This window comes from Mesorhizobium maamorense (assembly GCF_044998965.1).
Taxonomy (GTDB): Bacteria; Pseudomonadota; Alphaproteobacteria; order Rhizobiales; family Rhizobiaceae; genus Mesorhizobium.
On record NZ_CP173356.1, the window covers coordinates 5,661,218 to 5,676,153 of the forward strand.

Consider the following 14,936-nt stretch of genomic DNA (forward strand, 5'->3'; position numbering starts at 1 on the left):
TACCTTTCGCATCCAGCACGAAAGTGCCCTTCCTGACGTCAACAAGGAGGCCATCTCTCCTCATTTTTTCATGGACTGTGGCAACGATAGTTCGGACGCTATCCGTCACCTCAATACCCCAGATTTCCGTATACGCTTTCAAAATGTCCTGCACTCGCGCAGGTTGAATAATTCGCAGCGCCACCAAATATAGTTCGGAGGCAGAAAGTTCACGCTCGGCCATAGAGCTTCTCTATTCGAATCTTTGCGGCTATCGTCTCCATAAATGTGTCACAAATTTCTAGGACGCCGTCTTTATCCACATAGGGATGATAGTGCACCGTTGCGTGATTTGTTCGTGCAAACTTAATGACGCCGTCATTGATGTAATTAAGCTCTCCCTCATATTTTTTATCCACGACTATGAGCATATCTTCACATAGGTCTCTCTGTGAAACCCAATCGCCAATTTCACAGAAAGATCCGGGGCTTGATGGTAGCGCGATTAGTGCATCCGAATGATTTAAGATGTAATGACGCTCGTATAACACCGCGTTATTCAACGGCCCATACTCGGCTTTCCCAGTTTCCCGCAGCTCATTGTCTTCGCCTAAATAAATTGTATGCCCCCTCGCTACGAGCGAGTGAAAGAGAAAATATCTCAGCCGACTTGCATCGGTTGCATCGTTAATTGCAGTATCGGCCGCATCAACGGTAACGATATATGGTCCTGCGAGGAAAACGTCGAATTCTTCTGCCGCTCGTGCCGCTTTATCAATCGCCTGTGCAGCTGCGACTTTTCGTAATTTGTTAAATACCGACACGTGCACACAGCCTCAGTTTTGCCGACGCTATTTGTATCGCGATGGGCAAGTCAAGCGATTACCGAGCAATTGATGTGGAAGGCGGGTTGCATGACATTCATTCACGTGTCTTCTGTAAATTGCTGTTTGGCGGTCGATCGCAACTGCAAAGCCAGAACGGTGGCTGGCCATTTCAGAACGTCTCGCCATGGAGTATCGTCTCCCCACCTGGGGAGACGTCAAATGCGGCCCACTTCGGACACCGTCGCCGCGATCGGCCTTACGATCGGCGGCGCTTTCGGTATCGTCGGTACCTTCGTCGCCAGCAACCCGCTGCGCGAAAACGCTTTGGCTGATCGACGGGGCTAGGCTCCTGATGGCGGCTCACTGCTGGCGATAAATTATACGCGGCTGACAATGATTGAGTGGGCGGCTGGGTTTCTAACCTTCTGCCGGTGAGACCTACTCATGGCCGGCGATGCGGCGAGGCTGAGGGCCTGCGTGCCCTCCTGTCTCGGCGGCATCTCGCTTGGGCAGCGGAGCTCGTCATGGTCAGCGAGCCCAGCACTTCGCGCTCTGGATGCGGCTCATCGCGCTTTGAGCGCGCTTTAATTTCAGGCGTCGGCGCCGCCCCTCATCTGGCTGCCGCCATCTTCTCCCCGTAAAACGGGGAGAAGGACGCTGTTGTCACCGCTTTCGCCAATCGCCAGCGTTGCAGGGATGAAGCCGGCGTTGCGGCCAGCTTGCCTTCTCCCCTTGTGGGAGAAGGTGGATCGGCGCGCAGCGCCGAGACGGTTGAGGGGTGCGTGACGGAGTGAGGCGTTGGGATTTTCTGGTTTGGTTCAGTGGCTGTTGACGTGGCCCCAAGCTGGAACACCCCTCATCCGACCTCGCTTCGGGGCGAGCCACGGGTCTCGCCCCGTCCTTCGGACCCCACAAGGGGAGAAGGAAGGACCAGCGTTGGCGCCGCCTTGCCTGACGGTCGAGCGGCTGGCGCTGGAGATGCTGATGGGGCGGCAGGATGGCGCTGGTTCCTCGCCCTACGCAGTGGGGAGAGGTGGCCCGGCGAAGCCGGGACGGAGAGGGGTCTGCGCGGCGCTGGGAGGTTGTTTCAGGGGTTCCTGAGAGGATTTTCTTTCATGCCAGCCAGCTCTCAATCCTGACCCGGTTTTGGCTTCGCGGAGGGCGTCCCCCTCTCCGTGCCGGCTTCGCCGGGCCACCTCTCCCCACTTTCGTGGGGGCGAGGAAATCAGGTGAGCGCTCGCCTCACCCCTCCAGCCAAACCTTCTCGAAATGCTGCTCCAGCGCCTGGTGCTGCTCGCACCCTTCCACCCCTTTGCGGTACGTTCGGTAGACCGAGCGCCAGTAGGGTTGGATGATGATGCCGGAATCGCGCAGATTTTTTTCGATGCCGGCCATGATCTCCTTGCGCTGGGCGGCGTCGGGGGTGGCGAGCGCCTTGTCGAGCAGCTCGTCGAACTCCTTGTTGGCGTAGGCGCTTTCGTTCCAGGCGGCGCCCGATTTGTAGGCCAGCGCCAGCACCTGGACGCCGAGCGGGCGGCCCAGCCATTCGGTGCAGGAGAAGGGATATTTGCTCCAGTCGTTCCAGAAGGTGGCGGCGGGCAGCACGGTGCGCTTGATCTTGAGGCCGGCCTCGCGCATCTGCGCGGCGATCGCGTCCCCGGTGCTCTTCTGCCATTCGACGTCGACCGAGATGAGGTCGTATTCATGGTCCGCCTTGCCGGACTCGGCCAGCAGCTTCTTGGCCGCCTCGACGTCGCGCTTGGCCGGGCCGATATCGGCATATTCGGGGTGCATGGGGCCGACATGGTGGTTGTCGGCGGGCTTGCCGCGGCCGCCGAGGCCGAGCGCCAGCACGGCCGAGTTGTCGACGGCGAGCTGGGCGGCGCGGCGCACCTTCACATCGTCATAGGGCGCGTTGGCGACGTTGAAGCGGGCGACGATGGTGGAGCCGGTGGCGATCTCGGAATTCTTCAGGCCCATCTGCTCGGTTTGCGAGACGGCATCGGAGGCGGTCTCGTGGTCGGTGTCGATCTCGCCGGATTCGAACGCCGACAGCATGGCGTTGGGATCGGAGCCGTAGTCGATCCACTGGATGCCATCCAGGTGGAATTCGCCCTTCCACCAGGGCTTGTCCTTGCGCTTCACCTCGGCTCCCGTCTCGGCATCCCACTTCACCAGCTCGCAAGGGCCGGTGGTGATCGAAAGCGCCTTCAGCGGATCGCCGTCGCCCTCATAAGAGCGGTGCATGATCAGCGCGGGATAGTCGGCCATGCCGGCGATCAGCGAAATGTCGGGCTTGGGCAGGTTGAGCTTGATGGTGTGGTCGTCGACCTTCTCGATGCCGCCATCGACCACCTTCTTGGTGTCGGCATTGACCAGCGCGCCCATGCGCGCGGCGACCGAATTGCCGGCAACGCCCGCCTCGCACCAGCGAGTGAGGTTGTGGACGACATCGTCGGCGTTGAAGGCATCGCCGTTCGACCAGGTGATGCCCTTGCGCACATGCAGCGTGAGCGTCTTGGCGTCGTCGCTCATCTCCCATTTTTCGAGCAGCCAGGGCTCGAACGAGAAATCGGTGTTCCAGCGCACCAGATATTCGTTGCAGTGGCGCGCGACGTTGGACATTTCGACGCCGTCGAAGGTGCGCGGATCCTTGAAACCCTTGACGTTCATGGCGACGCGCAGCACGCCGCCCTTCTTGGGCTCCGCCGCGCGGGCGGGCGTGGGCGCCAGCCCGCCCAGGGCAAAAGCGCCGGCGGCGCTGACGCCGAGCCCGGCCATCAGCGCAAAATATTCGCGCCGGTTGATGGCGCCGCTCCTGAAATCCTCGGCGACGGGTTTGGCTTTCGGGTGCAATTTCCTGCCGGTCAGCATGAATTTCATCGTCGTTCCCTCTTGTTGGGCGCCCGGCCGACCGCGTGCGCGGGGGCGAATGCGGCTCGCCGGACGCCATTGCCTGAGGGATGATAGGGCGAGCTTACGCGGCGGAGTGTTCTGGAATCCGCAGGACTTGTGCGCTGCTCCGCAGGGAGGTTCGCATGAAGGGGGCGCGCGAAGGCCTTCACTTCGTCATCCACGGGCGGAGCAGGAGCGGAGCGACGTCGCGGAGACCCGAGGATCCATGCCATGACCTCTGGGCGCTTCTGCGGTGCAGAACGTGGAAGACTTTTCGCTGGCGATGGCGAGCTTGGCGATGGCCATTTTCGACCGCAGCGCTCTTAGGTTCACGTCACGGCATGGATCCTCGGGTCTGCGCGGCGTCGCTGCGCTCCTTGCTTCGCCCGTGGATGACGAGGTCACCCCCAGATCATCAGCGCGGCGAGCCCGACGATGCCGACCACCAGCCGCCACCAGCCGAACAGCGCATAGCCCTTGCGCGAGACGTAATCGAGCAGCAGGCGTACCACCAGCAGCGCGGTGACGAAGGCGGCGACGAAGCCGACGGCGATGATCGGCAGGTCGGCCGACGTCAGCACGTTGCGGTTCTTGAACAGGTCGAAGGCGAAGGCGCCGACCATGGTGGGGATGGCGAGGAAGAAAGAAAATTCCGCCGCCGCCCGCTTGTCGACGCCAAGCAGCAGCGCGCCGACGATGGTCGATCCCGAGCGCGAGGTGCCGGGGATCAGCGACAGGCACTGGAACAGCCCGATCTGCAAATAGAGCCGGGTCGGGAAGCGTTCGACGTCGCGGTACATAGGCTTCAGCTTCATGCGGTCTACGGCGAGCAGCACCACGCCGCCGATGATCAGCATGATGCAGATCAGCCGCGGCGATTCGAACAGGATGGTCTTGATGAAATCATGCGCCAGCGCTCCGATGATGGCCGCCGGCAGGAAGGCGATGAGGATGCCTATGACGAAATGCCGCGTCAGCCGGTCATGCGGCAGGTCGAGCAGCATCTGCCACAAGCGCCGGAAATAGACGCTCAGAATGGCCAGGATGGCGCCGAGCTGGATCAGGATCTCGAAGGCCTTGCCCGTCGAGTGGAAGCCGAGAAAGTGGCCGGCGAGCAGGATATGCCCGGTCGAGGACACCGGAATGAACTCGGTCAATCCCTCCAGCAGACCGAGCAGCAGGGCTTCGACGATTGTCTGGCTTTCCATTGGCTACCTCGGCATTCGCTGGATGGGCTGACAGGGCTTGCTTGTCATGGCGCCGAACTCCCCCTATAGGTCGCAACACCCTGACGGCCCGCTTATCGGGCGGCCAAGACTTACCGGTGCGCCGGTCGATTCGCCAGTGTGGCAATCCGGAATTCGCCACAGCTGGGAGGAGCGCGATGCGCGAATTCCGGATTCTGAGCCACACTGCCAACTTCAAGTTCTGGTGTGGTTTGAATTTGAAGTTCCTGAACGCGGATGCCGTTGAGGGGACAGGAACTTCAAATCCAAACCACCAGTACGCTTTATCATCGCGGAACCATGCTGACGCTTTTCCATCATCCCATGTTCGCCTCCTGCCGGTTCGTGCGCCTCGCTTTCGGCGAGTATGGCGAGGAGCTGGCGCTGATCGAGGAGAAGCCGTGGACGCGGCGCAAGGAGTTCTTGGCGCTGAACCCGGCCGGCACGCTGCCGATCCTTTTGGCCGAGGGCGACGTGCCGATCGTCGGCGCCACGGTCATCTCGGAATATCTCGACGAGACGCGCGGCGTCCTGAAGCGCGACAAGCGCCTGTTCGCCGAGGACCCGATGCAGCGCGCCGAGATCCGCCGGCTGACCGACTGGTATCTCCACAAGGCCGAGAGCGAGGTCACCCGGCATCTGGTGCGCGAGCGCGTGCTGAAGCCGGTCATGCCGGAAACCGCCGGCGGCGGCTCGCCCGATTCGGCCGCCATCCGCGCGGCGCGGGCCAACATCCGCCAGCACATGAAATACACCAACTGGCTCGCCGGCACCCGCCACTGGCTGGCCGGCTCGAGGGTCACCTATGCCGACCTCGCCGCCGCCGCCACCCTTTCTGTGCTCGACTATCTCGGCGAGATCGACTGGCGCGAGCACACCGCCGCGCGCGAATGGTACACGCGGGTCAAGTCGCGGCCTTCGTTCCGGCCGCTGTTGACCGACCGGGTGCGCGGCCTGTCGCCGGTGTCGCATTATGCGGACCTCGACTTCTGACGCCGCAAAACTGCGCGCGCTGATCGACGCGCAGGCGCGACGCGCCGGTTTCGAGGCGGTCGCCGTCACCACGCCCGATGCGATCCCGCTGGCGCCGGCCCGGCTCGCCGCCTTCGTCGCGGACGGGTTCCATGGCTCCATGGGCTGGATCGCCGAGACGCTGCAACGCCGCAGCGAGCCGTCAAGCCTGTGGCCGCAGGTGCGTTCGATCGTCGTGCTGGCGATGAACTACGGGCCGGACCACGATCCGCGTGACCTGTTGGCCAGGCGCGACCGGGGCGCGATCTCGGTCTATGCGCAAAACCGCGACTATCACGATGTGATGAAGGGCCGGCTGAAGGAAATCGCCGGCAAGATCGTGGCGCGGGCGGGAGGCGACGTCAAAGTCTTCGTCGATACCGCGCCCGTCATGGAAAAGCCGCTGGCCGAGGCCGCCGGGCTCGGCTGGCAAGGCAAGCACACCAACCTGGTCAGCCGGCAGCACGGTTCCTGGCTGTTCCTCGGCACCATTTTCACGACCGCCGAACTGGTCCCCGACATGCCGGAGGAGGACCATTGCGGCTCCTGCCGCGCCTGCCTCGACGCCTGCCCGACCGATGCCTTCCCGGCGCCCTATCGGCTCGATGCGCGGCGCTGCATCTCCTATCTCACCATCGAGAACAAGGAGCCGATCCCGCATGAATTCCGCGAGGCGATCGGCAACCGCATCTATGGCTGCGACGACTGTCTCGCCGCCTGCCCATGGAACAAGTTCGCCAAGGTGGCGTCCGAGGCCAAGCTCGCCGCGCGCGACGATCTACGCGAGCCGGCGCTGGCCGATCTCCTGCGGCTGGACGACACGGCGTTTCGCGCCTTCTTTTCCGGTTCGCCGGTCAAGCGCATCGGCCGCGACCGCTTTGTCCGCAACGTGCTGATCGCCGCCGGCAATTCCGGCGATGCCGGGCTTGCCGGCGCCGTGCGCGCCTTGCTGGCAGACGCCTCGCCGCTGGTGCGGGGCGCGGCAATATGGGCGCTGGCGCGGCTGGTGCCGGAGGCCGAATATTGCGAACGCGCCGCAGCCGGCCTGAAAACCGAGAGCGACGCGGCCGTGCGCGAGGAATGGGCGCGGCCGGTTCCAGCCAGGGCGCCTGCATGAGCGAAAAGCGGATATTCATCTTCGGCGCCGGCTATTCGGGCAAGGCTTTTGCGCGCGCCAACCGGGAGCCTGCCAGGACGGTCGGCGGCACGACGCGCTCCGCGGAAAAATTCGAGGCGCTCCGCCAGGCCGGCATCGCGCCGCTGCTGTTCGATGGCGCGCTGACCGGCGAAATCGGCGATGCGCTCGCAACAACAACCCATCTGGTGATCTCGATCGCGCCTGAGGAGGCCGGCGATCCCGTGCTGAATGCCGCCCGCGAGGCGGTCGTGCGGATGCCTGCGCTCGAATGGATCGGCTATCTCTCCACCGTCGGCGTCTATGGCGACCATGGCGGCGCCTGGGTCGACGAGACGGCGCAATGCCGGCCGGTGTCGAAACGCTCGGCGATGCGGGTGGCGGCCGAGCAGGATTGGCTGCGGCTTGGCCGCGAGATCGGCCGGCCGGTGGCGGTGCTGCGGCTCTCCGGCATCTACGGCCCCGGCCGCAACGCCCTGGTCAACCTGGAAAACGGCACCGCGCGGCGGCTGGTCAAGCCCGGTCAGGTGTTCAACCGCATCCACTGCGACGACATAGCCGGCGCGCTGTGGCATCTCATCGGGGATGATACGGGCGGCATCTTCAACGTCACCGACGATGAGCCGGCGCCGCCGCAGGACGTCGTGGCCTACGCCGCCGCGCTGATGGGCATCACACCGCCGCCCGAAATTCCCTTCGAGGCCGCCCAACTTTCGCCCATGGCGCGGTCCTTCTATGGCGAGAACAAGCGCGTCGCCAACGCGGCGCTTAAGGCGGCGGGCTACCGGTTCCGCTTCCCGGACTACCGCGCCGCCTTCGACCATATGTGGGCAAGCGGCGACTGGCGCGACGGCGCGCCGCGCAGCCCGATGAAGCGCTGACGCATGCCGGGAAGCACGTGACACGGTTCGGTCGGAATGCCTCGGAAAAGAAAACAGGGCGGTTGACCGGTTTGTGAAAAACGGAACCGCTCCGGCGATCGAAGCAACGTCCATTGCGTGCTATGATTCGGGCTTGGGTTTGTGGCGGGGGTTCATGGAGACAGCGATGCGGCTCGGCAAGCGTTCACAGCTGGCGGCGGCTTTTGGCCTGCTCGCCCTCACAAGTCTCGCCGCGCCGCCGGCAATGGCCGAGGAACGCGCCAAGGACCTCTTCGGCGCCGAGAAACTGCCGGCGGCGACCGCCCCGCAATCCTTCGGCTTCTACTCCAAGGGCTGCTTTGCCGGCGGCGTCGCCATCCCCATGGACGGCCCGACCTGGCAGGTGATGCGGCCGTCGCGCAATCGCCGCTGGGGCCATCCGGCGATGATCGCGCTGGTCGAGAAACTGTCGCGCGATGCCGTCGCCGACGGCTGGCCGGGCCTTTTGATCGGCGACATCGCGCAGCCGCGCGGCGGCCCGATGCTGACCGGCCATGCCTCGCACCAGATCGGGCTCGATGCCGACATCTGGCTGACGCCGATGCCCAGCCGTCCGTTGTCGATGGCGCGGCGCGAGACGATGAGCGCCACCTTGATGGTCGACGAAAAGACGCATCTGGTGAAGGACGCGCTGTGGACGTCGGCGCATACGCGGCTTTTGAAGCGCGCGGCGAGCTATCCCGAGGTCGAGCGCATCCTGGTCAATCCCGGCATCAAGAAGAAGCTCTGCGACACCGTCAGGGGCGACCGCTCCTGGCTGCGCAAGATCAGGCCGTTCTGGGGCCACGACTATCATTTCCACATGCGCATCGGCTGCCAGCCGGGCTCGCCCAACTGCAAGGCGCAGGAAGCGACCCCGGCCGACGACGGCTGCGGCAAGCCGCTGGCCTGGTGGTTCACGCAGGAACCGTGGCGGCCCAACAAGAACCCGGATGCGCCCAAGGCGCGCGACCTGATGACCATGGCGAACCTGCCGAGAGAATGCCGCGCCGTGCTCGACGCGCCCGGGCCGGCCTCGGTCGAGGCAGCCACCTACCATGGCGGCGCCGTGCCGGTCGCGGTCGCCGCGCCCGAACCCGAGGCGCCGTCGCTGCCCGCGACCGCGGCCAGCGGCACGGCCGGCCTGCCGGGCATGGTGAACGCCTTCACCGCGACGCCCGAGATCGGCGTACCGGTGCCGCGGCCACGGCCGGGAAACTGACCGCGTGATTTGACGCCCCGGCGCTTCGCCGCCGTTCATTCGTCACCCCGTGAGCAGGAGGGCCGGCATTGCGAACGCAGGATATAGGCCTTCGCCGCGTCGTCTGGTGGGTGGCCCTTCTGAACCTGGGCTACTTCATCGTCGAGTTCGCCGTGGCATCTGCGATCGGCTCCGTGTCGCTGTTCGCGGACAGCGTCGATTTCCTGGAAGATGCCTCGCTCAATTTGCTTATTCTCGTTGCCCTTGGCTGGGGCGCACGCAGCCGCGCAAGGGTCGGCATGGCTCTGGCGGCGATTCTTCTGGTGCCTGCCTTGGCAACGCTCTGGACGGCTTGGGTCAAGTTCAACCTGCCGGTCGCGCCGTCGCCGCTGCCGCTGTCGCTTGCGGGCGCCGGGGCCTTGGCCGTGAACCTGTCTTGCGCGTTCATGCTGGCGCGCTTCCGCCATCACAGCGGCAGCCTGACAAAGGCCGCGTTCCTCTCCGCGCGGAACGACGCCTTTGCCAACGTCGCTATAATCGCCGCGGGCCTTCTCACCGCCGTGATCTGGCATTCCGCGTGGCCCGACCTGATTGTCGGCCTGGGAATTGCCGCCATGAACGCCGATGCGGCCCGCGAGGTCTGGTCCGCTGCCCGCGAGGAGCACAAGGCGGCAGCCTAGTCGCGGCCATTCGACCTCATAAATCGGTCGTGCGCACCATCGGTTTCGAAAACCGTTTCCCTTTTCAAACTCATGCGCTAGTCAACGGGAGAACGGCAATGGGCCGTCGGGCGCCGGGGACGGACGAGAAAGCATGCCAAACACAGGCGACGACGACACGGCGCTGCGGTTTCCGATCCTGATCGGCGACATCGGCGGCACCAATGCGCGCTTCTCGGTCGTGCTCGACGCCAATTCGGAAGCCGGCGAGCCGGCGATCGTCCAGACCGCCAGTTACAACACCATCGACGAGGCGATCCAGGCGGCGGTGCTCGACCGCTCCTCGGTTCGCCCCAATTCGGCGGTGCTGGCGGTGGCCGGCCCGGTCGACGGCGACGAGATCGAGCTCACCAATTGCCCGTGGATCGTCAAGCCCCGGCAGATGTTCGCCAGCCTCGGCCTCAGCGACATCGTCGTGCTCAACGATTTCGAGGCGCAGGCGCTGGCCGTCGTGGCGCTCGGCGAAGAGCACATGGAAAAGATCGGCGGCGGCGCGCCGGAGCCCAATGCAGGCCGCGTGGTGCTCGGTCCCGGAACCGGGCTCGGCGTCGCCGGGCTGGTGCACGCGCTGCGCCACTGGATCCCGGTGCCCGGCGAGGGCGGCCACATGGACATCGGCCCGCGTTCTAGCAGGGATTTCGAGGTCTTCCCGCATATCGAGAAGATCGAGGGCCGCATTTCGGGCGAGCAGATCCTGTGCGGACGCGGCCTGGTCAACGTCTACCGGGCGGTGGCCAAGGCGGACGGCAAACCATCGCCCTTCACCACGCCGGCCGAGATCACCGCAGCGGCACTTGCCAGGACCGATCCGGTCGCGCAGGAAGCGCTGGAGATCTTCGTCACCTGCCTTGGGCGCACCGCCGGCGATCTCGCCTTGGTGTTCATGAGCCGCGGCGGCGTCTTTCTCACCGGCGGCATCGCGCAGAAGATCGTGCCGGCGCTGAAACAGGGCAATTTCCGCGCCGCCTTCGAGGACAAGGCCCCGCATAGCGAATTGATGCGCACCATGCCCGTCTATGTCATCACCCATCCGCTGGCGGCACTTCTGGGCCTCGCCGCCTACGCCAGGAACCCTTCGCTGTTCGGTGTGCAGACCGCCGGCCGCCGCTGGCAGGCCTAGGCTGGGCCGCATGACGGACCAGGCGTCCGTCCGGTCCCCGCGACGAAGTTAATCAGCCGCAGGCATAGGCAAGCCGGCCGCTTGGCGCTAAGAGGGGCGCCAGAAGGGATGCTGTGTGCAGCCCGGTCTTGCCAAGCGGAAACCACGAAGCGCTCCCGATTTGACACTCCAAGCTCCACATAAGCAGAAAGCCACTCCCGGCGAGGTCTGGGCGGTGCTGCGCCGTATCATCGCCGAGAACGGCCGCGACTACCTTTGGTCCTACATCTTTGCCGGCGCCTGCCTGCTGGCGGTATCCGCCACGACCGCTTTCACCGCCTGGATCATGAGCCCTGTCGTCAACCAGATCTTCTACGAGCGGCGCGGCGATCTGATCGTGTGGATTTGCGCCGGCGTCATGGGCGCCTTTCTCGTGCGCGGTTTCGCCGGCTACGGCCAGGCGGTGACGCTGGCGACCGTCGGCAACAATCTGGTTGCGCGCTACCAGCGCCGCATCTTCGATCACCTGATGAAGCTCGGCGTCGGTTTCTTCAACGACACGAGATCGGGCCGGCTGGCAGCGCAGGTCAACGAGAACGTCAACGGCATTCGCGACCTGCTGTCGATGACGCTGACGTCGATCGCGCGCGACGGGGTGACGCTGTTCGGGCTGCTCGGCGTCATGATCTACCAGGATCCGGTCCTGTCGCTCAGCTCGCTGGTGATCGGGCCGCCGCTCATCTACACCGTTGTCTACCTGATGCGCCGGGTGCGCCGCATCACCCGCGAATCGGTGCAGATCAACTCGCGGCTGATCGGCGCCATGCAGGAAGCCACGCAAGGCATCGCCATCGTCAAGGCCTTCACCATGGAGGACGAGCTGTCGCGGCGCATCGGCCAACTCGCCAACAGCGCCGAGCACCGCGGCAACAAGATCGCCCGGGTTTCGGAACGGCTGTCGCCGATTTCCGACATGCTGGCCGGTCTCGCCGTCACCGGCGTCATCGCCTACTCCGGCTATCGTGCGCTCGTCCTCGGGCAGCCGCCGGGCGCCGTCTTCTCCTTCATCACCGCGCTGATGCTGGCCTACGACCCGGCAAGGCGGCTGGCGCGCATGCAGGTCGGCATGGAGCGCGCGTTGGTCAATGCGCGCATGATCTACGAAATCCTCGATCTCGAGCCGCAGCAGGGCGATGCGCCGGGAGCCGCCGAGGCCAATTTCACCACGGGCGAAGTGCGGTTCAACAATGTGAGCTTCCGCTATGTCGAGGAGGCACCGGTCCTGCAGGACCTCAGCTTCGTCGCCGCCGCCGGCAAGATGACCGCCATCGTCGGCGCCTCCGGCGCCGGCAAGACGACGCTGGTGGCGCTGCTGCAGCGCTTCTACGACGTCGAGTCGGGTACGATCGAGATCGACGGCCAGGACATTTCGAAGATCACCAAGCAGTCGCTGCGCAGCTCCATCGCCTATGTTTCGCAGCAGCCCTATCTGTTCGAAGGCACCATACGCGACAACATCCGCTATGGCCGGCTCTCCGCCACAGACGCCGAGATCGAGCAGGCCGCGCGACTGGCCCAGGCCGACGGCTTCATCCGCCAGCAGCCGCTGGGCTACGACACGCCCGTCGGCGAAAACGGCGCGTCGCTGTCGGGCGGCCAGCGCCAGCGTGTGTCGATCGCCCGCGCCATCGTCCGCCAGGCGCCGATCCTGCTGCTCGACGAGGCGACCTCGGCGCTCGACAATGAGGCGGAAGCCAAGGTCCAGGAAGCGCTGACCCACGTCATGGAGGGGCGCACCACCATCGTCATCGCCCACCGGCTGTCGACGGTGGTCAATGCCGACCACATCATCGTGCTGGAACAGGGTCATCTGGTCGAACAGGGCACCCATGCCTCGCTGATGGCCGACCCGCACAGCGTCTATTCCCGCTTCCACCGGGTGCAGGGCAGGAAGGGCCTGGGGCTTGTCGATGACGGCGCGCCACCCCAAACTCCGGCGCCAGGGCCGACGCAACCTATCGAGACGCAGGGCATCGCCGGGAGCGCGAGATGAGTGAAACGCCGACAGCCGACAGACCCGCGGGCGATATGGGCCTGGTGGTGGTGGGCGCCGCCGGCCGCATGGGCCAGACGCTGATCCGCGCCATCCACACAATGCCGGGCGCACGCGTCGCCGGCGCGATCGAGCGGCAGGGATCGCCCTATCTCGGCAAGGATGCAGGCGAGCTTGCCGGCATCGGCATCATCAATGTGCCGATATCGGACGATCCGCTGCCGGCCTTCGCCGGGGCGGACGGCGTGCTCGATTTCACCGCGCCGGCTGCAACCGTCGAATTCGCCGGCTATGCGGCGCAGGCGCGCATCGTCCATGTCATCGGCACGACCGGCTGCTCGGCCGACGATGATGCCAGAATCGCCGCCGCGGCGCGCCATGCCACGATCGTCAAGTCGGGCAATATGAGCCTCGGCGTCAATCTCCTGGCGGTGCTGGTCGAACAGGCCGCGCGCGCCCTCGACGCCGGGGATTTCGACATCGAGATCCTCGAAATGCATCACAGGCACAAGGTCGACGCGCCGTCCGGCACCGCTCTGCTGCTGGGCGAAGCCGCCGCCGCGGGGCGTGGCGTGCCGCTTGCCGGCAACGATGTGCGCGTCCGCGACGGCCACACCGGCGTGCGCAAGCCGGGTTCGATAGGCTTCGCAACCCTGCGCGGCGGCTCGGTGGTCGGCGACCACAGCGTCATCCTGGCCGGCACCGGCGAACGCATCACGCTGGCCCATCATGCCGAGGACCGCACCATCTTCGCCCGCGGCGCCGTCAAGGCAGCCCTGTGGGCGCATGGCAGGAAGCCCGGCCTTTACTCGATGCGGGACGTGCTCGGGCTTGCCTGAAACGATCCTGGACCGTTTTCATCCCATGCAATTCCGGACAGAAAACCGCTTCCCACTTCTGCTGGAATTGCTCAGATCCCAGAGGAGCAAAAATGTCGAGAACCCTCGTGCTCGTGCGCCACGGCCAGAGCGAATGGAATTTGAAGAACCTGTTCACCGGCTGGCGTGACGTCGACCTGACCGAACAGGGCCACGCCGAGGCCAAGGCAGCCGGCCGGAAGCTCAAGTCACGCGGCCTGAAGTTCGACATCGCCTTCACCTCGGCGCTGATCCGGGCGCAAAAAACCTGCCAGCACATTCTCGACGCCGTCGGCCAGAGCGACCTGGAAACCATCCGCGACCAGGCGCTGAACGAGCGCGACTATGGCGACCTCTCCGGCCTCAACAAGGACGACGCGCGCAAGAAATGGGGCGAGGAGCAGGTGCATGTCTGGCGCCGCTCCTACGACGTGCCGCCCCCGGTGGCGAAAGCCTGAAGGACACCGGCGCCCGCGTCTGGCCTTATTACCTGCACGACCTCCAGCCGCATGTGCTGCGCGGCGGCACGGTCCTGGTCGCCGCCCACGGAAATTCGCTGCGCGCGCTGATCATGGCGCTGGACGGCAAGTCGGGCGAGGAGATCGTCAAGCTGGAGCTCGGCACCGGCGTGCCGGTTATCTACACGCTCAACGCCGATTCCACCGTGGCGTCGAAGGAAGTGCTGGAGGGCTGACCGCTCCGGAGCCGGCAGTCGGAGGCTGCGGCTCTTGCCGGGCATGGCCTTTTGCGAAAGCCGGTTCCACCTTTCGGGATCATGGTCCAAAAACCGCGTTGACACGCACCGCTTGCCCGCTTATTGAGCCCGCACCAGCCCAGATGGCGGAATTGGTAGACGCGCACGGTTCAGGTCCGTGTTCCGCAAGGAGTGGAGGTTCGAGTCCTCTTCTGGGCACCAAATTCCCGTTTCGAACCGGCCGACGGTTCAGAGACTCAAAGAAAAGCCCGGCTCGTCCGGGCTTTTCTTTGCTCGTTTCTCAGCCGCGGCGACGTGTGCACCAGGCTTGCTGAGCAAAA

The 14,936-nt window shown here is 65.1% G+C and carries 12 protein-coding genes, 1 tRNA gene and 1 pseudogene; 11 read left to right on the forward strand and 3 right to left on the reverse strand.

Translation table 11 applies throughout. The features are described from left to right. Nucleotides 1-209: 209 nt before the first annotated feature. Nucleotides 210-803 carry a hypothetical protein gene (locus tag ACIU1A_RS28350; RefSeq protein ID WP_140816544.1) on the reverse strand — a complete coding sequence of 198 codons (594 nt, stop codon included), beginning with the start codon at nt 801-803 and terminating at the stop codon, nt 210-212. A 222-nt stretch (nt 804-1,025) separates the two neighbouring features. Between ACIU1A_RS28350 and ACIU1A_RS28355 the strand changes: the two genes are divergently transcribed. Further along, complete coding sequence (locus ACIU1A_RS28355) at nt 1,026-1,151, forward strand: hypothetical protein (protein WP_263486335.1); 126 nt, start codon at nt 1,026-1,028, stop codon at nt 1,149-1,151. 897 nt (nt 1,152-2,048) lie between these two features. Here ACIU1A_RS28355 and ACIU1A_RS28360 read toward each other — a convergent pair. Both ACIU1A_RS28360 and ACIU1A_RS28365 read right to left on the reverse strand, forming a co-directional pair. Next, nucleotides 2,049-3,689, reverse strand: coding sequence for an ABC transporter substrate-binding protein (locus ACIU1A_RS28360; protein WP_404925817.1), 1,641 nt, complete (start codon nt 3,687-3,689; stop codon nt 2,049-2,051). 413 nt (nt 3,690-4,102) lie between these two features. Continuing rightward, a complete protein-coding gene (locus ACIU1A_RS28365) occupies nt 4,103-4,909 on the reverse strand; it encodes an undecaprenyl-diphosphate phosphatase (RefSeq protein ID WP_140524368.1) in 807 nt (268 codons plus the stop codon). 318 nt (nt 4,910-5,227) lie between these two features. Between ACIU1A_RS28365 and ACIU1A_RS28370 the strand changes: the two genes are divergently transcribed. From ACIU1A_RS28370 to ACIU1A_RS28415, 10 genes and pseudogenes are all read left to right on the forward strand, one after another. Next, nucleotides 5,228-5,920: a glutathione S-transferase family protein gene (locus ACIU1A_RS28370; protein WP_140491712.1), complete on the forward strand. Its 693-nt coding sequence runs from the start codon at nt 5,228-5,230 to the stop codon at nt 5,918-5,920. Beyond that, nucleotides 5,901-7,055 carry a tRNA epoxyqueuosine(34) reductase QueG gene (queG, locus tag ACIU1A_RS28375; protein ID WP_404925818.1) on the forward strand — a complete coding sequence of 385 codons (1,155 nt, stop codon included), beginning with the start codon at nt 5,901-5,903 and terminating at the stop codon, nt 7,053-7,055. The genes ACIU1A_RS28370 and queG overlap by 20 nt, the downstream gene beginning before the upstream one ends. Further along, nucleotides 7,052-7,954 carry an SDR family oxidoreductase gene (locus ACIU1A_RS28380; protein WP_404925819.1) on the forward strand — a complete coding sequence of 301 codons (903 nt, stop codon included), beginning with the start codon at nt 7,052-7,054 and terminating at the stop codon, nt 7,952-7,954. The genes queG and ACIU1A_RS28380 overlap by 4 nt, the downstream gene beginning before the upstream one ends. 154 nt (nt 7,955-8,108) lie before the next feature. After that, nucleotides 8,109-9,194 carry a penicillin-insensitive murein endopeptidase gene (gene mepA, locus ACIU1A_RS28385; RefSeq protein WP_404925820.1) on the forward strand — a complete coding sequence of 362 codons (1,086 nt, stop codon included), beginning with the start codon at nt 8,109-8,111 and terminating at the stop codon, nt 9,192-9,194. A 110-nt stretch (nt 9,195-9,304) separates the two neighbouring features. Further along, nucleotides 9,305-9,853: a cation transporter gene (locus ACIU1A_RS28390; RefSeq protein WP_404925821.1), complete on the forward strand. Its 549-nt coding sequence runs from the start codon at nt 9,305-9,307 to the stop codon at nt 9,851-9,853. 133 nt (nt 9,854-9,986) lie between these two features. Further along, complete coding sequence (locus ACIU1A_RS28395) at nt 9,987-11,012, forward strand: glucokinase (protein ID WP_140524358.1); 1,026 nt, start codon at nt 9,987-9,989, stop codon at nt 11,010-11,012. A 160-nt stretch (nt 11,013-11,172) separates the two neighbouring features. Beyond that, complete coding sequence (locus tag ACIU1A_RS28400; RefSeq protein ID WP_140514167.1) at nt 11,173-13,044, forward strand: ABC transporter ATP-binding protein; 1,872 nt, start codon at nt 11,173-11,175, stop codon at nt 13,042-13,044. Next, the gene (gene dapB / locus ACIU1A_RS28405) at nt 13,041-13,883 is read left to right on the forward strand and encodes a 4-hydroxy-tetrahydrodipicolinate reductase (RefSeq protein WP_140514168.1); all 843 of its coding nucleotides are present in this window, start codon (nt 13,041-13,043) and stop codon (nt 13,881-13,883) included. Before ACIU1A_RS28400 ends, dapB begins: the two co-directional genes overlap by 4 nt. A 92-nt stretch (nt 13,884-13,975) precedes the next feature. Beyond that, nucleotides 13,976-14,595: pseudogene (locus ACIU1A_RS28410) on the forward strand (2,3-bisphosphoglycerate-dependent phosphoglycerate mutase). Nucleotides 14,596-14,732: 137 nt separating this feature from the next. Next, nucleotides 14,733-14,817: transfer RNA gene (locus ACIU1A_RS28415), tRNA-Leu, on the forward strand. Nucleotides 14,818-14,936: the final 119 nt, after the last annotated feature.